A 20,079-nucleotide genomic window follows, 5' to 3' on the forward strand; every position below is an offset into this window, starting at 1 on the left:
ACGCGCCACGGCGGCGCGGGAGATGATTTGAATGACGAAGCTCAGCGGCGGCGACTCCAAGAGCACACTGTACTGCTCGTTCTGCGGCAAATCGCAGCATGAGGTGCGCAAGCTGATCGCGGGTCCGACCGTGTTCATCTGCGACGAATGTGTCGAACTGTGCAACGACATCATCCGTGAGGAAACGAAGTCGGCACTGGTCGCCAAGAAGGATGGTGGTGTCCCGACGCCGCAGGAAATCTGCAACGTGCTCGACGATTACGTCATCGGGCAGAAGCAGGCGAAGCGTGTCCTGTCGGTCGCGGTCCACAACCATTACAAGCGGCTGAACCACGGGCAGAAGGGTGCCGACGTCGAACTGGCGAAGTCGAACATCCTGCTGGTCGGTCCGACCGGTTGCGGCAAGACGTTGCTGGCGCAGACGCTGGCGCGCATCCTCGACGTCCCGTTCACCATGGCGGACGCGACGACGCTGACCGAAGCCGGCTATGTCGGTGAGGATGTCGAGAACATCATCCTGAAACTGTTGCAGGCGTCGGACTATAACGTCGAGCGTGCGCAGCGCGGGATCGTCTATATCGACGAAATCGACAAGATCAGCCGCAAGGCCGAAAACCCGTCGATCACGCGCGACGTGTCGGGTGAGGGCGTGCAGCAGGCGCTGCTCAAGCTGATGGAGGGCACGACTGCGTCGGTCCCGCCACAGGGCGGGCGCAAGCATCCGCAGCAGGAATTCCTGCAGGTCGATACGACGAACATCCTGTTCATCTGCGGCGGTGCGTTCGCGGGTCTGGAAAAGATCATCGCCGACCGTCTGCAGGGCAAGTCGATCGGCTTCGGTGCCTATGTCGCGGCACCCGAAGAGCGCCGCACCGGTGAGGTGCTGCGCCAGACCGAGCCGGAAGATCTGCTCAAGTTCGGCCTCATCCCCGAATTCGTCGGCCGTTTGCCAGTGATCGCAACGCTCGAAGACCTCGACGTCGCGGCGCTGTTGAAGATCCTGACCGAACCGAAGAACGCGCTGGTCAAACAGTATCAGAAGCTGTTCGACATGGAGGGCGTGAAGCTCGGCTTCAACGACGAGGCGCTGGTGTCGGTGTCGAAGCGCGCGATCGAGCGGAAGACCGGTGCGCGCGGCCTGCGATCGATCCTCGAAGGCATCCTGCTCGACACGATGTTCGACCTGCCGTCGATGGATGGCGTCGACGAAGTCGTGATCGACAAGGACGTGATCGAGGGCCGCAAGGAACCGGTCCGCGTCTATGCCGAGAAGAAAAAGGCGGGCGACGCGGCGTAGGCTGCCGACCCTGTAATGACAGGCGGGCGTCGGGTAACCGGCGCCCGTTTCGTTTCCGGGCTTTCGGCGGGCGGACTCGTCCGGTATCGTTTGGGTCATGCCGATCGAACTCATCTGCCTCGATGCCGACGACACGCTGTGGCATAATATGCGGCATTTCGATGAGGCGCATGCCGCCTTCGTCGCGATGCTTCGGCCCTTCGCGGACGGCGACGTGGCGATGGAAACGCTCGATGCGTGCGAGACGCGCAACCTGAAACTCTATGGCTATGGTGCCAAGGGGTTCACCTTGTCGATGATCGAAACCGCGCTGGAACTGGGCGGCGGGCGATTGCCGAGCGGCGTCATCGCCGACCTGCTTGCGGCCGGACGACGGCTGCTCGCCCATCCGGTCGAACTGCTGCACGGGATCGAGGCGACGCTCGACGCGCTTGCTGATCGTGGCCGACTGGTGCTGGTGACCAAGGGCGACCTGCTGCATCAGGAAGCGAAGCTGGCGGCGTCGGGGCTGGGTGACCGGTTTTCGGGGATCGAAATCGTCAGCGACAAGACGGTCGATACCTTTGCGCGGTTGTTCGATCGCTATGGCGTTCGACCGGAACGGGCGGTGATGGCCGGCGATTCGATGCGATCCGATGTCCTGCCCGCGCTGGCCGCCGGGGCATGGGCGGCGTTCGTACCGCAACCGCTGGCATGGACGCATGAAGCTGCCCCGCCGCCATCGGGCCACGACCGGTTCAGGCAACTCTCAAGCCTGGCCGAATTGCCCACATGGATCGACGTAATCGCCGCAGGATAATCGATCTGGCGCGAGGCATTGCACTCGCGGCTACCGGGTTATCGTCGTGTCGTAGCCTGCCGCGCGGCGAGTGCCAGACCGGCGGCGATCTGCAACACGGCATAGGCCCGGCGACGGTTCGGGCGGTCGACGAACGGCCGCACCAGCAGCTCCGCGCCGCCCGCATGCTCCTGCCACAGTTCGACATGACGGCGCGGCTGCAACAGGCCGAGCATACCATCGCCGATCATAAAGGTCGCCGCCATTTCGGCCGCACGTTTGCCAAGTTGTTTCATGGCGTTGCAACGTTCGGCGGCGCGATCGGTGCCTGCATCCGTTCGACCGCGATCGATCGGCGCAGCAGCCGTGCCATCGGATCGATCACGACATGCGCGTCGGCAGGCACGACGATGGTGCCGCTGCCATCGGCCATCGGCAGGGTTCGCACGACGCCATCGACCGCCACCTCGACCGGCAGGGGGAACGGGCCATCGCCCGGCACCTTCCACCGCAGCGTCAGACGGTCGCCGTCGCGGGTATCGATCAGGTCAGGGAGGGTGCCTCGCCGTAGATAGGTGTCGAAGAACCAGCCGAGATCGCGGCCGCTTTCCTGCGCCACCGCGATTTCGAAATCGCGGGTGGTCGCAAACCGCGGCTGGAAATTGCCGGGCTTCGGATCGGGCCGCCCGTATACCAGCCGCCGGGTCGCGGCGAAAAAGGCCCGGTCACCGATCAGGTGGCGCAGCGTGTGGAGCATCCACGCACCCTTGAAATAGACGTCGCTGCCCGGGCCGGCTTTGCTTTCCATCTCACGCGCGGTGCGGGGAACGCCCGACACGACGGGGACCGTGGCGGCGATCCGGTCGCGCTGGACCAGCATCATCGCGCTGTAACGGGCATCGCCCTCCCGCCATTTCGCATACAGCGGTTGCATATAGGCGGCGAAGGATTCGTGGAGCCAGAAATCGTCCCAGTCCGCCGCCGTCATCTGGTTGCCGAACCATTCGTGGCTGAATTCGTGCTGGAACAGCCAGTCGAAGCCCTCCGGTGCCGGCTTATAGCCATTGCCATAGGCGTTGATCGTCTGATGCTCCATGCCGAGATACGGTGTCTCGACCACGCCGACCTTCTGGTCGGCGAACGGGTAGGGGCCGATGACCTGTTCGAAGAAATCCAGGGTCGGCGCGAATTCGGCGAACAGCTGCGCCGCCTGCGCATCCTTGCCCGCCAGATGCCAGAAATGGAGCGGAATGATATTGCCGTAGCGGCTGCGATAGGTGCCGCGGATTTCGCGGTACGGCCCGACGCTGATCGCCAGCGCATAGGGGTTCACCGATCCCGAATGCCAGTTCCACGTCGTGCGCCCGTCCGGTAGCCGGTCGATCCCGCGCAACACGCCATTGGCCGGCGCGGACAGGCCGGCGGGAACGGTGAAGTGCAAGTCCGCCGCGGCCGGCTCACCCGCCGGGAAATCGAGACACGGCCACCACAGGTCGCAGCCGGTCAGCTGGGCAGTGGTACCGAACCATGGCTTGCCCTGCCATTCGCTCCATACGAAGCCGTCGTCCCACGGCGCTCGTTTGGCGACGCGGGGTTGCCCGGCATAGCGGATGTCGACCGCCGTTCGTTGCCCGGCGGGCAGGGGACGGTCGATGACGATCTGCCCGCCGCCCTGCCGCCATGCCGCCCTCGGCAGGGCAGCCCCGCCGATCGCCACTGCCGACACCGTCAGCGCATCGTCGAGATCGAGGACGATGCGCGGTGTCGCTGCCCGTGCGTCGAGGGTCAGGACGGCCCGCCCCGACAGCGTGCGCCGTGCCGGCAGTGCCTCGATCGCGAGGTCGACATGTGCCAGCCGCAACGCCGCACGTTCCGGTGCGACCGGCCCTCCCGATCGAAGCGTCATCGCATGCACCGGCGGAACCGGGGGCAATTTGGGGGCCGGCGATAGAGCCACCACGCCGGCTAGCAGGAGCGTCAGGGAAAAGGCCACCGGTCAGCTTCCCATCGACCGGAGATTGATGGGGCGATAAGTACCACCATATAGGTAGATGGGTCCGGCAGTTCGGCCGGGTCGTGGAGTGTCCATGTCCGAGATTACCAATTCCGTTTCGTCCGAGCCGCTGAAGCTGCCGGTGCTGCCGCTGCGCGATATCGTTGTCTTTCCGCATATGATCGTGCCGCTGTTCGTCGGGCGCGACAAGTCGGTAGCCGCGCTGGAAGCGGCGATGGCGGGATCGAAGGAAATCTTCCTCGTGGCGCAGCTCGATCCGGGTGAGGACGATCCGTCGCGCGAGGACCTGTATGATGTCGGTGTCTCGGCCGAAGTCATGCAGATGCTGAAGCTGCCCGACGGCACGGTGCGGGTGCTGGTGTCGGGCAAGGCGCGCGCGACGCTGACCGAACTGGAAACGGTCGACAATTATCTGGTGGCGACGGTTGCCCCGGCCGAAGCGGGCGACACGACGCTCGAAGACGCCGATGAAGGCACGGACGAGCGCGTCGCCGAGGCCGTCGCCCAGCCAAGTGCCGAACTGAAGGCGCTGATGCGGTCGGTCGTCGATCAGTTCGAGAATTACGCCAAGCTCAACAAGAAGCTGCCCGCCGAAACCGCGGTGCAGCTGTCCGAGCTGGACGATGCCTCGCGTCTCGCCGATGCGGTGGCCGGCAACATCGCGGTCAAGGTCGCCGACAAGCAGGCGCTGCTGGTCGAGGCCGATCCGCAGAAGCGGCTCGAGATGGTATTCGCCTTCATGGAAGGCGAGCTGGGCGTATTGCAGGTCGAAAAGAAGATCCGCAGTCGCGTGAAGCGGCAGATGGAGAAGACCCAGCGCGAATATTATCTCAACGAGCAGCTGAAGGCGATCCAGCGCGAACTCGGCAACGAGGGCGAGGATGGCGATGGCGACGAAATCGCCGAGCTGACCCAGAAGATCGCGACGCTGAAACTGAGCAAGGAAGCACGGACCAAGGCGACGTCGGAGTTGAAGAAGCTCAAGACGATGGCCCCGATGAGCGCCGAGGCGACCGTCGTGCGCAATTATCTCGACGTGCTGCTGGGGCTGCCATGGGGCAAGAAGTCCAAGCTGAAGAAGGACATCGCCGTGGCGCAGACGGTCCTCGACGAGGATCATTATGCACTGGAAAAGGTCAAGGACCGGATCGTCGAATATCTGGCGGTGCAGGCGCGGACCAACAAGCTGAAGGGCCCGATCCTGTGCCTCGTCGGCCCGCCGGGCGTCGGCAAGACCAGCCTCGGCAAGTCGATTGCCAAGGCGACGGGGCGTGAATTCATCCGCCAGTCGCTGGGCGGCGTGCGCGACGAGGCCGAGATCCGCGGCCATCGCCGGACCTATATCGGCTCGCTGCCGGGTAAGATCGTCACCAATCTGCGCAAGGCCGGGGCGTCGAACCCGTTGTTCCTGCTCGACGAGATCGACAAGCTGGGTCAGGATTTCCGCGGCGATCCGGCATCGGCGCTGCTTGAAGTGCTCGACCCCGAACAGAATGCGAAGTTCAACGATCATTATCTGGAGATCGACATCGATCTGTCGGACGTGATGTTCGTATGCACCGCTAATACGCTGAACCTGCCGCAGCCGCTGCTCGACCGGATGGAGATCATCCGGCTGGAGGGGTATACCGAGGACGAGAAGGTTGAAATCGCCGAGCGGCATCTGGTCGCCAAGCAGGTCGATGCCCATGGCCTAAAATCGGGCGAGTTCGAGCTGACGCAGGAGGGGCTTCGCGACCTGATCCGCTATTACACCCGCGAAGCCGGCGTGCGGACGCTGGAGCGCGAGATCGCGAAGCTGGCCCGCAAGGCGCTGCGCCGCATTCTCGAGGGCAAGGCGACGTCGGTCACCGTCACGCCGGAAAACCTGTCGGAATTTGCCGGCGTTCGGAAGTATCGCTTCGGCGTGGGTGAGGAAGAGCATCAGATCGGTGCGGTTACCGGGCTCGCCTGGACCGAAGTCGGCGGCGAATTGCTGACGATCGAAAGCGTCACCGTGCCGGGCAAGGGGTCGGTCAAGACCACCGGCAAGCTCGGCGACGTGATGAAGGAATCGGTCGAAGCGGCGTGGAGCTACGTCAAGGCGCGCTCGCCGGGCTATGGCATCAAGCCCAGCCTGTTCCATCGCAAGGACGTGCATATCCATCTGCCCGAAGGCGCGGTTCCCAAGGACGGGCCGTCGGCCGGCATCGGGCTGGTCACCTCGATCGTATCGACGCTTACCGGTGTGCCGGTACGGCGCGAAGTGGCGATGACCGGCGAAGTGACGTTGCGCGGGCGCGTGTTGCCGATCGGCGGCCTGAAGGAAAAGCTGTTGGCGGCGATGCGCGGCGGTATCACCACGGTGCTGATCCCGATCGAGAACGAGAAGGATCTGGCGGAAATTCCGGCCAATATCCGCAGCGGGTTGGAGATCATCCCGGTGTCGCATGTCGACGAAGTGCTGCGACTCGCACTGACCGAACCGTTGACCGCGATCGACTGGACCGAGGCCGACGATCTGGCCGCGCAGCCGCCGGTGCCGGTACCCGGTATTGCCGAGTCGCGACCGCATTGATCGATCGCGGCGGGGCGGGTAACACCGTCCCGCCGACGTCGCCCAACCGACGCATGGCAGCGATATTACGCAATCCATTGGATTGCGCTGACTTTGCCAATTTGCTTTGACAGGTTTCGACGAAGGGGCCTTATTGCCGCGTTCGAATCTGGCTATATTTTTTTCTGATACGAAGGGGGTTCCACGGGATGAACAAGCAGGAGCTGATCGGGCAGGTCGCCGACCATTCGGGGCTTACCCGCGGCGATGCGATGAAGGCGGTCGAAGCGGTATTCGACGTCATCTCGGCGGCGCTCAAGAAAGGCGATGAAGTGCGCCTTGTCGGATTCGGCACGTTTTCGGTATCGAAGCGCAAGGCATCGACCGGCCGCAACCCGCGTACCGGCGAACCGATGACAATCAAGGCGTCGTCGCAGCCCAAGTTCAAGGCCGGCAAGGGCCTGAAGGACTCGGTGAATTAAGTTCTGGACACCTTGGGCGGACCCCTTTAGGGAGCCGGCCTCCGGGTTTCCGGGCGCGTAGCTCAGCGGTAGAGCACACCCTTCACACGGGTGGGGTCACAGGTTCAATCCCTGTCGCGCCCACCAGATCAACGGCCGTCCGGCACGTCGAACCTCTGTACAGAGGCGATGGGCCGGGCGGTCGTTTCTGATTCGGGCTGCTGTCGGCCCGATCCGGCGCACTGTCACAAAATAGAAACCATACCGTCTTCGAACCTTCACCGGAATCGCATGGTGTCGTCATCCGGCGATCCTAACGGGCAAACGTGGATCGGACAGAGGGGGAGCCCTGGACGATCGCCGGGCCCCGCGCCCGCATAACGACAAACCAGGTTTCGGGAGTTCATCGGTGATGGCCAGCAGCAAGCGCTTCGGTCTTATTCTCATGGCAACGACGGCTTGTGCCGCGCTCGCCGGGTGCAGTGGTGCCGACGGTGTCGCGTCGCCGGGTGCCGGCAGCATCAACGTGACCGTCCCGGCCCCCGCTCCCACGCCCACCCCGACCGCGTCGGCCACGCCGAGCGCGATCACCGCGGCACAGTTCGCCGCGCAGACCGCCGTCAACGGCATCACCGTGACGTCGGACGAACAGCTCGCGATCGTCAACGCCGGCACCAACAACAACGTCAACGGCGTCGGGTCGGTGCTGAACGGCGTGTATCCGGTCAGCGCGACGTCGCTGACGACAGCGACCGACCCGTCGACGATCAACAGCTTCTTCGTGAGCACCAACTATGTCGGCGCGTTCAACGGCCCGACCGATACCGCTTTCCAGGGCTGGACCTGCAACTCGACCTCGGCCGAATTCGGCGGCTCGGGCGCACGTTGCACCGCGGTGCCCTCGATCGGTACCTATGCCGCAGCGACGTCGGTCTGCCCGACCGGCACGACCGATGATGGCACGAACAGCTCGACCAGCCCGACGCTGCGCTATTGCCGTCTGCCGCAGAACATCACGACCGACCTGTCGCTGCCGAAGATCGCGGGCGTCGTGTATCGCCTGCGCGGTCAGACTGAAGTCGGCACCGATCTGGGTAGCGCCGGCCCGGCTGGCGTGACGCTGACGATCGCCGCCGGTGCGGTGATCGCTGCCGACTCGTCGGAAAACACGAACGACCTGCTGCTGGTGAACCGCGGCTCGAAGATCTCGGCGGTCGGGACCCCCAGCAATCCTATCATCTTCACCTCGCAGCAGAACCTCGTGAGCAACGGCGTGTCCGACGCGTCGCAGGGTCAGTGGGGCGGCATCATCCTGCTCGGCCGTGCACCGACCGCAGTTTGCGCCACCGGCACCGGCCCGAACAATGCCGACGGTTCGTCGACGACGTGTCAGCAGGCGATCGAAGGCGTGACCGGCCGTTTCTACGGTGGTCCGAACGCAACCGATAGCTCGGGCCAGATGTCCTATGTCCAGATCCGCTATTCTGGCATCGCGATCAGCGACGGCAACGAACTGCAGGGCCTGACGCTGGGCGGTACCGGCAGCAACACCGCGCTCGATCACATCCAGAGCCACAATTCGGCCGATGACGGCATCGAAATCTTCGGTGGTACGACCAACCTGAAGTATATCGCCATCACCGGCGCCGACGATGACGGCTTCGATATCGACAACGGCTATCGCGGCTTCATGCAGTTCATGGTTGCGGCGCAGCGTCTGGTCGGCGCGACCGCCGACTCGTTCTCGACCGAGATCGACTCGAACAACGGCGAAGACCTGCTGCCGCGTACGTACAGCACCTATGCCAACTTCACCTTCATCCAGACCGCGCTCGCCCCGGCGGCGATCCGTCAGCGCGGCGGTTCGGACATGCGCTATGTCAACGGCGTGGTGAAGTCGGTCGGCAACGTGGCCTGCGTCAACCTGATCGCCGGCGAAACCAGCGCAACGGACCGCTCGACGATCCGTGCGGCCGACACCACCAAGCAGGACGCCGGCCCGCCGGTCTTCTCGTCGGTCTACTTCGCCTGCCAGGGCCGTTGATCCGACCCGTCGCGTAACCCGCGATGACACGCCGATGCCGGGGCGGGCCGATACGCCCGTCCCGGCATTCGCTCTTTCAGACTTACAAGGTGGATCAACGGTCATGCAGCACCGCCGCGCTTACGCAACACTCCTCCTCCTGACCTCGCAACTGGTTGCGCCGGCCGTGCTGGCACAGTCGACGACGCCGGCCGCCCCGGCGACCGCAACGCCGCCGGTCGTCCAGACCGGCACCGAGCCCGATACCGCGACGTCCGCGCCACAGGACGGTACGACGACCGACGCTCCGGCCGAAGTCTCGTCGCCCGGTTTCGACGAAGCCGCCGGCGAGGAAATCGTCGTCGTCGGCCGCAATATTCCGAACGTCGTACGCGCCACGCCGCAAATCGTATCGGTGCTGTCGGAAGCGGACATTGCCCGGACCGGCGACGGCGACATCGCCGGGGCGCTGACCCGCGTGACCGGCCTGTCGGTCGTCGGCGGCGGCTTCGTCTATGTCCGTGGTCTCGGCGATCGCTATTCGTCGTCGCTGCTGAATGGTTCGCCGCTGCCGAGTCCCGAACCGCTGCGCCGTTCGGTTCCGCTCGACATCTTCCCGACGTCGATCGTCGGGTCGGCGCTGGTGCAGAAGACTTATTCGGTCAACTTCCCCGGTGAATTCGGCGGCGGCGTCATCAACCTGACGTCGAAGGCGATCCCGAAAAAGAACTTCCTGACGATCGGCGGCTCGGTCGCGGCCGATACGGTCACCACGAGCGAACTCGGCTATGTCTATGCCGGCGGCAAGAGCGACTGGGTCGGCTATGACGACGGGACGCGCGGTGTGCCGTCGTTCATCCGCAATGCGGACAAGGGATCGGGTCTGATTCCGGTCGCGCAGGTCGCGCAGCTCGACAATGCCCGGACCTCGCTGTTGCAGGTCAACAACCAGCTGCCGGCGAACCTGTCGGGTGAGATTTCCGGCGGGTCGGTGTTCGATGTCGGCAGCGACCGTCTGGGCGTCATCGCCTCGCTCGGCCTGTCGAACACGTTCCGGACGCGTGACGCGACGCAGCAGGACAGCGTCAGCGAAAACGGGACCGTCCGTAACGACTTCCGCACCGTGCTGACCGACAACCGCATCGTCGCCAACGGGCTGGTCGGGCTGGGCTATGAGTTCAACGACAATACGCTGCGCTGGACCAACGTCTATATCCACGACACGCTGAAGCAGGGTCGTCTGGCGGCGTCGGACAATTACAACAATTTCAGCGGGCTGCGCGTTCAGCAGAACACCAACTGGTTCGAACGCCAGCTTATCGAAAGCCAGCTGGTCGGCGAATTCAAGCTGACTGACGCGCTGAAGTTCGACGCCCGCGGCGCCTTCGCCAATTCGAAGCGTAATGCGCCGTACGAACGCCAGTTCGACTATCTGTGTTCGAACCGCACCACCAACGGCTATCCGATCACGGTCACCGATGCCCCGGTGTCGCGCGGGTTCAACTGCAACGGCGCCTATCAGGTGACGCAGCGTTTCTCGCCCTTCGCCAGCGTCGTGTTCAGTGAGCTGAACGAAGACCTGTACACGGGACAGGCGGACCTTGCGTACAAGCTGCCGACCGATCGTCCGATGACCGTATCGACCGGCTATTTTTATTCGAACACCGACCGTTCGTCGCGCCGGTTGCAGTTCAACTATCAGACCAGCGACGGTGCCGGCACCGCGCCGGGTTTCCCGAACAATCTGCTGCGGCCCGACTATCTGCTGTCGCCCGATTCGCTGTTCAACGCCTGTCCGCAGCGCGTTACCGGTGCCTGCACAATCGAGCTGCAGTTCAATACCCAGGCCGGTGCCTATGCCTATGACGCCAGTCTCGAAATCCATGCCGGTTATGTGCAGGCCGAAGCTGAGGTGTCGGACGGGCTGCGCGCCGTGGCCGGTGTCCGCTACGAAACGGCGAACGAGCGGGTCACGCCGATCAATCTGACGCCGACGATCCTGAAGAACGCCTATTGGTTGCCGGCGGGCACGCTGACGTGGAACTTCGCGTCGGATATGCAGCTTCGCCTGAGCGGCGCGAAGACGATCTCGCGTCCGCAGTTCCGCGAATTGGCTCCGCAGCAGTTCCGCGATCCCGACTCGGACCGCTTGTTCTTCGGTAACCCGAACCTGCGCGACTCCAAGCTCTGGAACCTCGAAGGTCGCTACGAGTGGTTCTTCGAGCGCGATCAGCGCATCACCGCCGCAGGCTTCTACAAGCGGATCGACAATCCGATCGAACAGGCGGGCTTCTATCCCAGCCCCGACGCGACGTTGCAGACCGGCTTCACCTACCTGCCCAAGGCGACGCTCTATGGTGCCGAGGTCGAGGCGCTGAAATACGTACCGCTGAGCGGTCTCGGCAATGTCTTCGCGACCCGCCGCCTGCTGCTGTTGGCCAACTATACCTACACCCAGTCGCAGATTACCGCAGACGGCACCTGCGTGCCCAACCCGGCGGCGGCGCTGGGATCGCCCGGTATCGGTGGCTGTCAGGCCGGCTTCGGTCGGGCGAACGCGCTGTTCCGCGACGGCGCGCCGCTGACCGGCCAGTCGGATCATCTGGTCAACGTTCAGTTGGGGGTCGAAGACACGGCGGCTCTGTCGCAGCTGACCTTGCTGTTCAACTATGCGAGCGACCGCGTGACCAATCGTGGTCCGTCGAACCTGTCGGGCAGCGGGTTCCAGCCCGATATCGTCGAGCGTCCTGGCATCCGCCTCGACCTCGTCGCACGGCAGGGCATCGAGGTCGCTGGCGCGCAGCTGGAGGTGAAGGCCGAGGCCCGTAACCTGACCGGTACGCGCTTCTCCGAAGGCCAGAATTTCGGCGGAAATCAGGTCTATATCAACCGCTACGATCTCGGCCGGATGTTCTCGCTGGGAGTCACCGCGCAGTTCTGATCGAATTTCGAACGGATCGGCGGGCCGTCGGCAGGGATGCCGGCGGCCCGTTCGCTTATCCCCATCGACGCTCGCGAAACCATTTCGTCAGCACATATTTGCTGCCGTCGCGGACCTTCATCCCGTGATGCAAGGTCGCCGGATTGGGACTGCCATCGCTGCGCAGGTTGTTCCAAGCCAGCAATTTGCCGGTTTCGGGCTGGACGATCTTGTCGATCGCCTTGAACCGCGTCGCGCCGCCCGCGCCAGGCTCGTTCAGGTACAGCATCACCGTCCAGGTTCGGTTGCCGGCGACCGAGCAATATCGCGCGAAGTCGCCGCCGTGCGGGTCGAAATAGTCGGTATGCGCCTTGAACTCCTGTCCGACGGCATAGCGTTGCCCCTGCAACGGCTCGCCATGCGCGGGATCTAGGCCGCAGAAATCGAGGATCAGTGACTCGGCCGCCGCCACGACTGGGTCGGTCGAATCGAGATCGCAGGTCTCGCTGGTGCGGAAGGTCGGGTCACCATTGGCGTCGGCGATCGTCGACGGACGGCGTTTGGCGTCGATCCGCTCGATCAATGCGGTACACAGATCGGCCGGGATCAGCGCGCGTCGGATGAACAGCGACAGCTTGGCGCTGGGCGCACGCTGGACGCCCGGGCGGGTCATAATATGCGCGACGACCGGTTCGCTCGGAAAGCCCGAGCCGAAATTTGGGCGGGCGGGGGCAGGGGGCGGGACCGTTTCCATGGTCTTTTTCCTGCCAGAAGGATTGTCGGCACGCCACTGCTTGACCGATGCCTGCGGCCCGGCTAATCGCGCCCTTCCACGGCGACCGTAGTTCAATTGGTTAGAGCGCCGGCTTGTGATGCCGGAAGTTGCGGGTTCAAGTCCCGTCGGTCGCCCCATCCCTTACAGCGCTGGAGCCGCCACCGTGCAGACCGATTGGGGCTATCCCGACTTCGACGATCACGAAGGCATCCACCTGTTCTCGGATCACCAGACCGGCCTGCGCTGCGTCATCGCGGTCCATTCGACCGCGCTTGGACCGGCGGCGGGCGGTGTGCGCTTCTGGCGGTACGCCAGCAGCGACGCGGCGGTGACCGACGCGCTGCGCCTGTCGCGCGGCATGAGCTTCAAGAATGCGATGGCCGGCCTGCCGATGGGCGGCGGCAAGGGCGTGGTCCTGGCCCCCGAGGGTGGTGCCAAGACCCCCGAACTGCTCGCGGCGTTCGGTCGAGCGGTGGAATCGCTCGGCGGACGCTATGTGACGGCCGAGGATGTCGGCATGTCCGAAGCCGACATGATCACCATTTCCAGCGCCACCAGATATGTTTCGGGCCTGCCGGTCGCGGCGGGCAATGCCGGCGGCGATCCGGGTCCGTTCACCGCAATGGGCGTCTATCTCGGCGTGCGCGCAGCGGCGAAGCGGGCGCTCGGTACCGATGACATGCGCGGCGTGCGCGTGGCGGTGCAGGGCGTGGGCTCGGTCGGTGGTGGCCTCGCCCGGCTGCTTACGAAAGACGGCGCGGTGCTGACGCTGGCCGACGTCAACGAAGCGCGGGCGGAAGCACTGGCCAGCGAGCTGGGGGCCACGACCGCCGATCCGGCCTCGGTACTGACGCTGGACGCGGACATCGTCAGCCCGAACGCGCTCGGCGCGGTGCTGGACGAGGCCACGATCGCATCTCTGCGGTGCAAGGCCGTGGCCGGTGGCGCGAACAACCAGCTGGCAAAGGCAGGGGACGGCAAGCGTCTGCATGAACGTGGCATCCTCTATGCCCCGGACTATGTCATCAACGCCGGCGGCATCATCAACGTCGCGCTCGAATATCTGGGGCAGGGCGACCGTGCCGAGGTCGAAAGCCGCATCGCACGCATTCCCGACCGGCTGGTCGAGGTGTGGGACGAAAGCGACGCCAGCGGGCTGCCGCATTCCGACGTCGCCGATGCGATCGCCCGCCGGTTGATCGGTCGCCGCTAAGTAGCGACGAACAGCGCCGCCCCGGATCGATGCCGCGGCGGCGCTCGTTTTACGGACAGGACGTCAGGCCGGATCGTCGACCCGCCGCAGCCGCCGGATGCGCGGTTCGCGTTCGATGCTCGCCTGTTCGCGGATCATCTGACGCAGTTCGTCGCGCTTTTCGTGGATCGAGGCGATGACCGGTCCCATCGCAACGCCGAGATCGACCAGCACCGCTTCCGACAACTGTAACGAGCTTTCGAGCGTCTCCGGCACGGCATCGCTGACCCCGGCGGCGTAGAGTTCGGCGGCATGCGCGGCGTCGCGGGCGCGAGCGAGGATCGTGAGGTTCGGCACCCACCCTCGCACGCGCCGCGTCAGCCGGACGGTGAGCACCGGATCGTCCATCGTCAGCACCAGCGCGGTCGCACGGCCCAGATCGAGCCGATCGACCAGTTCCGACCGGGCGACGTCGCCGAACAGGATCGGATGCCCCTCGGCCCGTGCCGCCGCGACATTGTCGATGTCCGAATCGACCGCGATATAACGTTTGCCGTGCGTCTTGAGCATTTCCGCGACCAGACGACCGACCCGGCCGAACCCGATGATGACCACGCCCGATCCGGTCGGGTCGACCGGGGGCGATTCCTCGCTGCCGGTCCGGCGTTCGATCCGCCGGGAGGCGCGCTTGCCGAGCATCGCCAGCAGCGGGGTGATGGTCAGGCCGATCGCGGTGACCGTCTGCCAGAAGGCGGCGGTCGATGCCTGGATCAACTGCGCCTGCGTCGCCGCCGCGAGCACGATCAACGTCGTTTCGGACGGGCTGGCCATCAGCAGCCCGGTTTCGGTCGCGGTGCCGGGACGCACGCCGTTCAACCGCAACAAGATGCCGGTGACCAGTGCCTTCACCACCACCACCCCGGCGATCGCGCCGAGCAATTCGGGCCAGTTCTCGACGATCGTCGCGATGTCGAGGCTCATGCCGATGGTGATCAGGAACACACCGAGTGCCAGGCCCTTGAAGGGGGCGGTGATGACCTCGACCTCGCTATGATATTCGGTCTCGGCGATCAGCAACCCGGCGAGCAGCGCACCGACGATCGGCGACAGCCCCGCGGCGGTGGTGACGAGGCTGGCGACGATCACCACCAGCAGGCTGGCCGACAGGAACAGTTCGGGACTCTTGGTCCGCGCTGCCTGTGCGAACAATTTGGGCAGGACGAACCGTCCGGCCAGATAGAGCGCGGCGACGCTGACCCCGCCCCATATCGCGGTATTGGCCAACCCGGCCCAGCCGTCGTCGGAGGCTGCCGGGGCCAGCGCGCCCAGCGCGAAGATGATCGGCACCAGCGCCAGATCCTCGAACAGCAACATTGCGAAGGCGGTGCGCCCGACCGGCCCGGTGGTGCCCGCCATCGGCAGTACCAGCGCGGTCGAGGAGAGAGCAAGCGCGAGGCCAAGGCCGATCGCACCGGTGCTCGCCTGCCCCATGATCATCAGCGCAAGGCCGATCAGCAGGCCCGATCCGAGCAGCTCGGCCGCGCCCAGTCCGAACACCTGCCGCCGCATTGCCCAAAGCCGTTTAAACGACAGTTCGAGACCGATCGAGAACAGGAGCAGGATGATGCCGAATTCGGCGAAGGGTTCGATCGAATGTCGGTCGGTGATCGTGATGTGATAGAGCCATGGCACCCGGTCGACCAACGCGCCCAGCCCGAACGGACCGACGAGGACGCCGACGAGGATGAACCCGATCACCGGGTTGACGCGAAACCGGGCAAACGCAGGAATGACGAGGCCGGCGGCCCCCAGAATGACCAGCGAATCGCTGAACGGCGTTGAATCGATCGGCAATGGCATGGGTGCATTGTTGCGGACGCGACACGGTGGCGGCAACCGCTAACGCACGAACGGCGCCCATCCGATCGGATGGACGCCGCTCCTTCGGCCATCGGGGCGGCGTGGATCAGCCCTGTGAACCCATCGCCGATTCGAGGTTGAGGCGAACCTGTTCGAAGAACTGTTCGGTGGTCATCCATGGCTGGTTCGGACCGATCAGGATCGCAAGATCCTTGGTCATATGGCCCGCCTCGACGGTCTCGATGCAGACGCGCTCCAGCGTTTCGGCGAACTTGGTGACGTCGGGCGTATCGTCGAACTTGCCGCGATACTTCAGGCCACCGGTCCACGCGAAGATCGACGCGATCGGGTTGGTCGAGGTCGCTTTGCCCTGCTGATGCTGGCGATAGTGACGCGTGACGGTGCCATGCGCCGCTTCGGCCTCGATCGTCTTGCCGTCGGGCGACATCAGGACCGAGGTCATGAGACCCAGCGAACCGAAGCCCTGCGCAACCTGATCCGACTGCACGTCGCCGTCATAGTTCTTGCACGCCCACACGAACTCGCCGTGCCACTTGAGCGCCGAGGCGACCATGTCGTCGATCAGGCGATGCTGATATTCGATACCGGCGGTCTGGAACTTGTCCTTGAACTCGGTCGCGAACACTTCCTCGAAGATATCCTTGAAGCGGCCGTCATAGGCCTTCAGGATCGTGTTCTTGGTCGACAGATAGACGGGCCAGCCGCGGCCGAGACCGTAGTTCATCGACGCACGTGCAAAATCGCGGATCGATTCGTCCAGATTGTACATGCCCATGGCGACGCCGGCGGCGGGGAAGTCGAACACTTCCTCCTCGATCACCTGGCCGTCGGTGCCTTCCCACTTCATGGTCAGCTTGCCGGCACCCGGCACCTTGAAATCGGTCGCCTTATACTGGTCGCCGAATGCGTGACGGCCGACGACGATCGGTTTGGTCCAGCCGGGGATCAGGCGCGGCACGTTCGAGATGACGATCGGTTCGCGAAACACGACGCCGCCGAGGATATTGCGGATCGTGCCGTTGGGCGAACGCCACATCTTCTTCAGGCCGAATTCCTCGACGCGCTGTTCGTCGGGAGTGATCGTGGCGCACTTCACGCCCACGCCGTACTTCTGGATCGCCTTGGCGCTGTCGACGGTGATCTTGTCGTCGGTCTCGTCGCGCTTTTCGATGCCAAGGTCGTAATAGTCGAGGTCGATTTCGAGATAGGGCTGGATTAGCCGCTCGCGAATCCACGCCCAGATGATGCGGGTCATCTCGTCGCCGTCGATCTCCACGACCGGGGTTTTGACCTTGATCTTCGCCATGCGCCTGCTCTCGATTTCTGTTGCGATTGCCGCGGCCTTACGGGGTCGGTTGGCAAGGATCAACCGCGTCGGGAATGCGCGGCGGTTGTCAGCACGGCCCGCCTTGGGTACACCACGCTTCATGGCATCGCTCGAAAAGCCCGCGGTCGGCACCACGACCGTCAAGTGGCGCTGGCCCTCGGTTCACCCCGAAGGGCGCAAATACGTCCTAATCGCCGCCGCAATCACCGCGTTCTTCGCGTTCATGGCTTGGGAAACGCTGGCGTGGCCGATGGCGCTGGTCACCCTCTGGGTCGCGGCGTTTTTCCGCGATCCGATCCGTACCACGCCGCAGGGCGAGGGGCTGATCGTTGCGCCTGCTGACGGGCTGGTGACGATGATCGAGCGCGTCGACCTGCCGCCCGAATTGCGGGGGCCGAACGGTCTTGGCGATCAGCCGCTGGTGCGCGTGTCGATTTTCATGTCGGTCTTCGACGTCCATATCAACCGCACCCCGATTGCGGGGACGATCCGGCAGGTGGTCTATATCTCGGGCAAATTCCTGAACGCCGATCTCGACAAGGCGAGCGACGAGAATGAACGCCAGCATGTCGTGGTTGAAAGCCTCGACGGCCAGCGTGTGGGCTTTACCCAGATCGCGGGACTGGTCGCGCGGCGGATCGTCGGTTTCGTGAAATCGGGCGATTTCGTCGCTGCCGGACAGCGGGTCGGACTGATCCGCTTCGGCAGCCGGGTCGACGTGTTCCTGCCCGAGGGAATCGCGCCGCAAGTCGTACTCGGCCAGCGCAGCGTCGCCGGGGAGACCGTTCTTGGCCGACCGGGCCTGCCCGCGCCCTCCGGGATTGCACAGTAACGATGCGACGCCCCCTGCCAGTCCGCGGCATTCCGCTGCGCGCCCTCGCTCCGAACGCGGTCACCGCGCTCGCTCTATGTTCCGGCCTGACCGGCATCCGGTTCGCCATCGGTGGCGAATGGGAACGCGCCGTGCTGATGGTGCTGCTGGCCGGCGTGCTCGACGGCATCGACGGTCGCGTCGCGCGCATGTTGCGTGGCGAGAGCCGGTTCGGTGCGGAACTGGATTCGCTGTCGGATGCGATCTCGTTCGGCGTCTCGCCGGCGTTGATCATGTATCTTTGGGCACTGCTCAACGAACCGCGCGTCGGCTGGATCGTCTCGCTGATCTATGCGGTGTTCACGGCGCTGCGACTTGCCCGGTTCAACGCGCGGATCGATGTCGCCGAACAGCCGCATAAATCGGCCGGTTTCCTGACTGGTATCCCGGCACCGGCCGGCGCGGGCCTCGCCATGCTGCCGCTCTATGCCTGGATCTGGAGCGGTGAGGAAATCTTCCGCTCGCCATGGATCGTGGCACCATGGGTGGCGTTCGTCGCGTTCCTGATGGTGTCAAGCCTTGCGACGTTCAGCTGGTCGTCGCTCAAGCTTCGCCGCCACATCCGCTTCGAGGCGATCGTCGGACTCGTCGTGGTGGCCGCCGCACTGGTATCCGCGCCGTGGCAGACGCTGACGGTGGTATGCGTCGCCTATCTGGCGACGCTACCGCTCAGCATCCGCAGCTATGGCCGGATCAGGCGGCAGCGCGAAGCGGCCGCGGCGCGACCGTAACGACGCGCTGCCGAATGACACCACGCCGTGACGTGAGGCGAACCGGCGGCAATGGATCGATCGACCATTCCGGACCCCGGCGTAGCAGGCGCAGGATGCGATCGCTCGCCGGCAATATAGTGGCGACGATTGTTCCCATGGCGATCAGGAACGCGGCGGCGAACAAGGCGTAAGCAAACAGGGCCATCTCAAAACTCCCCGGAACAGGTGCGATTCCGAAAAATCGCAACTTGTCGAACATCTCGGCCAGACCACGGTTCCATGGTCCGTTTCTGAACCTGTAATGTTCTCATATCGTTCTACCGTCAAGGCTTGATCGTTGGTACGTCCTGCGCTAAGGGCCCCGGTCTCAACCCCACATGGGAAGCGACCATACCGGTGCCCGAGCCTTTGGCTCGATTAAGGGTTCCTGCTTCCCAGAGGATCAACCGGAAGGAATTATCCTATGGCGGCACCCGTCGTCACCATGCAGGCGCTGCTCGAATCGGGCGCGCACTTCGGCCACCAGACCCATCGCTGGAACCCGAAGATGAAGCCGTACATCTTTGGCGATCGTAACGGCGTCCACATCCTCGACCTGTCGCAGACCGTGCCGCTGTTCGCGCGCGCGCTAGAATTCGTGTCGTCGACCGTCGCGTCGGGCGGCAAGGTCCTGTTCGTCGGCACCAAACGCCAGGCGCAGGAGCCGATCGCCGAGGCCGCGCGCAAGTCGGGCCAGCATTTCGTCAACCATCGCTGGCTGGGCGGCATGCTCACCAACTGGAAGACAATCAGCAACTCGATCAAGCGTCTCAAGGCGCTCGAAGAGCAGCTGTCGGGCGACACGCACGGTCTGACCAAGAAGGAAGTGCTGAACCTGACCCGCGAGAAGGACAAGCTGGAGCTGTCGCTCGGCGGTATCCGCGATCTGGGCGGCATTCCCGACATCATGTTCGTGATCGACGCGAACAAGGAAGAGCTGGCTATCAAGGAAGCCAACACGCTGGGTATCCCGGTCGTTGCGATCCTCGATTCGAACGTGTCGCCCGACGGCATCGCGTTCCCGGTTCCGGCGAACGACGACGCCAGCCGCGCGATCCGTCTGTACTGCGAAGCGATCGCGATCGCCGCGACCCGTGGCGGTCAGCAGGCGATGGCGCATTCGGGCCGCGATCTCGGCGCGATGGACGAACCGCCGGCGGAAGAGGCGCTGAGCGTCGAGCAGTCGGAAGCTCCGGTCGAAGCGTAAGCTGTCACGGAACTGACGTGCGGGCGGGGCAGGGCGAAACACGCG

The 20,079-nt window shown here is 64.6% G+C and carries 16 protein-coding genes and 2 tRNA genes; 12 read left to right on the top strand and 6 right to left on the bottom strand.

Translation table 11 applies throughout. The annotated features are described in order from the left end of the window. Nucleotides 1–31 precede the first annotated feature (31 nt). Complete coding sequence (gene clpX, locus ASE70_RS12950) at nt 32–1,297, top strand: ATP-dependent Clp protease ATP-binding subunit ClpX (protein ID WP_055994619.1); 1,266 nt, start codon at nt 32–34, stop codon at nt 1,295–1,297. Nucleotides 1,298–1,394: 97 nt separating this feature from the next. Further along, nucleotides 1,395–2,096 (top strand): HAD family hydrolase, encoded by a 702-nt coding sequence (locus ASE70_RS12955; RefSeq protein ID WP_056399672.1) that lies wholly within the window; start codon nt 1,395–1,397, stop codon nt 2,094–2,096. A 38-nt stretch (nt 2,097–2,134) separates the two neighbouring features. Here ASE70_RS12955 and ASE70_RS12960 read toward each other — a convergent pair whose 3' ends face one another. After that, nucleotides 2,135–2,371, bottom strand: a complete 237-nt coding sequence (locus ASE70_RS12960) for a hypothetical protein (protein ID WP_056399675.1) — start codon at nt 2,369–2,371, stop codon at nt 2,135–2,137. Beyond that, nucleotides 2,368–3,981 carry a M1 family metallopeptidase gene (locus ASE70_RS12965; protein ID WP_082451032.1) on the bottom strand — a complete coding sequence of 538 codons (1,614 nt, stop codon included), beginning with the start codon at nt 3,979–3,981 and terminating at the stop codon, nt 2,368–2,370. The genes ASE70_RS12960 and ASE70_RS12965 overlap by 4 nt, the downstream gene beginning before the upstream one ends. A 181-nt stretch (nt 3,982–4,162) precedes the next feature. Here ASE70_RS12965 and lon point away from each other — a divergent pair, with 181 nt between their 5' ends. The 5 genes from lon (at nt 4,163) to ASE70_RS12990 (ending at nt 12,050) form a co-directional block, all read left to right on the top strand. Next, nucleotides 4,163–6,646 carry an endopeptidase La gene (lon, locus tag ASE70_RS12970; RefSeq protein WP_056505537.1) on the top strand — a complete coding sequence of 828 codons (2,484 nt, stop codon included), beginning with the start codon at nt 4,163–4,165 and terminating at the stop codon, nt 6,644–6,646. Between the two features lie 188 nt (nt 6,647–6,834). Continuing rightward, a complete protein-coding gene (locus ASE70_RS12975) occupies nt 6,835–7,107 on the top strand; it encodes an HU family DNA-binding protein (RefSeq protein WP_055756411.1) in 273 nt (90 codons plus the stop codon). A gap of 51 nt (nt 7,108–7,158) precedes the next feature. Continuing rightward, nucleotides 7,159–7,233: transfer RNA gene (locus tag ASE70_RS12980), tRNA-Val, on the top strand. Nucleotides 7,234–7,531: 298 nt separating this feature from the next. Continuing rightward, nucleotides 7,532–9,130: a hypothetical protein gene (locus ASE70_RS12985; RefSeq protein WP_235519896.1), complete on the top strand. Its 1,599-nt coding sequence runs from the start codon at nt 7,532–7,534 to the stop codon at nt 9,128–9,130. A 103-nt stretch (nt 9,131–9,233) separates the two neighbouring features. Then, nucleotides 9,234–12,050 (top strand): TonB-dependent receptor domain-containing protein, encoded by a 2,817-nt coding sequence (locus tag ASE70_RS12990; RefSeq protein ID WP_056505542.1) that lies wholly within the window; start codon nt 9,234–9,236, stop codon nt 12,048–12,050. Nucleotides 12,051–12,105: 55 nt separating this feature from the next. Here the strand turns inward: ASE70_RS12990 and ASE70_RS12995 are convergent, their stop codons facing one another. Beyond that, a complete protein-coding gene (locus ASE70_RS12995; RefSeq protein ID WP_162235979.1) occupies nt 12,106–12,702 on the bottom strand; it encodes a prolyl hydroxylase family protein in 597 nt (198 codons plus the stop codon). Nucleotides 12,703–12,864: 162 nt separating this feature from the next. On the opposite strand from ASE70_RS12995, the gene ASE70_RS13000 reads away from it, so the two are divergent. Beyond that, nucleotides 12,865–12,941: transfer RNA gene (locus ASE70_RS13000), tRNA-His, on the top strand. Nucleotides 12,942–12,967: 26 nt separating this feature from the next. After that, nucleotides 12,968–14,017, top strand: a complete 1,050-nt coding sequence (locus tag ASE70_RS13005; RefSeq protein ID WP_056505548.1) for a Glu/Leu/Phe/Val family dehydrogenase — start codon at nt 12,968–12,970, stop codon at nt 14,015–14,017. Nucleotides 14,018–14,080: 63 nt separating this feature from the next. Here ASE70_RS13005 and ASE70_RS13010 read toward each other — a convergent pair whose 3' ends face one another. Further along, complete coding sequence (locus tag ASE70_RS13010; RefSeq protein WP_056505551.1) at nt 14,081–15,856, bottom strand: cation:proton antiporter domain-containing protein; 1,776 nt, start codon at nt 15,854–15,856, stop codon at nt 14,081–14,083. 106 nt (nt 15,857–15,962) lie between these two features. Then, nucleotides 15,963–17,183, bottom strand: coding sequence for an NADP-dependent isocitrate dehydrogenase (locus tag ASE70_RS13015; protein WP_056505554.1), 1,221 nt, complete (start codon nt 17,181–17,183; stop codon nt 15,963–15,965). Nucleotides 17,184–17,304: 121 nt separating this feature from the next. Here ASE70_RS13015 and ASE70_RS13020 point away from each other — a divergent pair, with 121 nt between their 5' ends. Both ASE70_RS13020 and ASE70_RS13025 read left to right on the top strand, forming a co-directional pair. Continuing rightward, complete coding sequence (locus ASE70_RS13020; protein WP_056505556.1) at nt 17,305–18,036, top strand: phosphatidylserine decarboxylase; 732 nt, start codon at nt 17,305–17,307, stop codon at nt 18,034–18,036. 2 nt (nt 18,037–18,038) lie between these two features. Then, entirely contained in the window at nt 18,039–18,806 is a 768-nt protein-coding gene (locus tag ASE70_RS13025) for a CDP-alcohol phosphatidyltransferase family protein (RefSeq protein ID WP_056505559.1), read from the top strand. On the opposite strand, the gene ASE70_RS19930 is transcribed toward ASE70_RS13025, so the two are convergent. After that, the gene (locus ASE70_RS19930; RefSeq protein ID WP_156356223.1) at nt 18,769–19,047 is read right to left on the bottom strand and encodes a hypothetical protein; all 279 of its coding nucleotides are present in this window, start codon (nt 19,045–19,047) and stop codon (nt 18,769–18,771) included. The genes ASE70_RS13025 and ASE70_RS19930 overlap by 38 nt on opposite strands. Nucleotides 19,048–19,251: 204 nt before the next feature. Here ASE70_RS19930 and rpsB point away from each other — a divergent pair, with 204 nt between their 5' ends. Continuing rightward, a complete protein-coding gene (gene rpsB, locus ASE70_RS13030; protein ID WP_055994578.1) occupies nt 19,252–20,034 on the top strand; it encodes a 30S ribosomal protein S2 in 783 nt (260 codons plus the stop codon). Nucleotides 20,035–20,079 lie beyond the last annotated feature (45 nt).

The organism is Sphingomonas sp. Leaf22, from assembly GCF_001421715.1.
Classification (GTDB): domain Bacteria; phylum Pseudomonadota; class Alphaproteobacteria; order Sphingomonadales; family Sphingomonadaceae; genus Sphingomonas.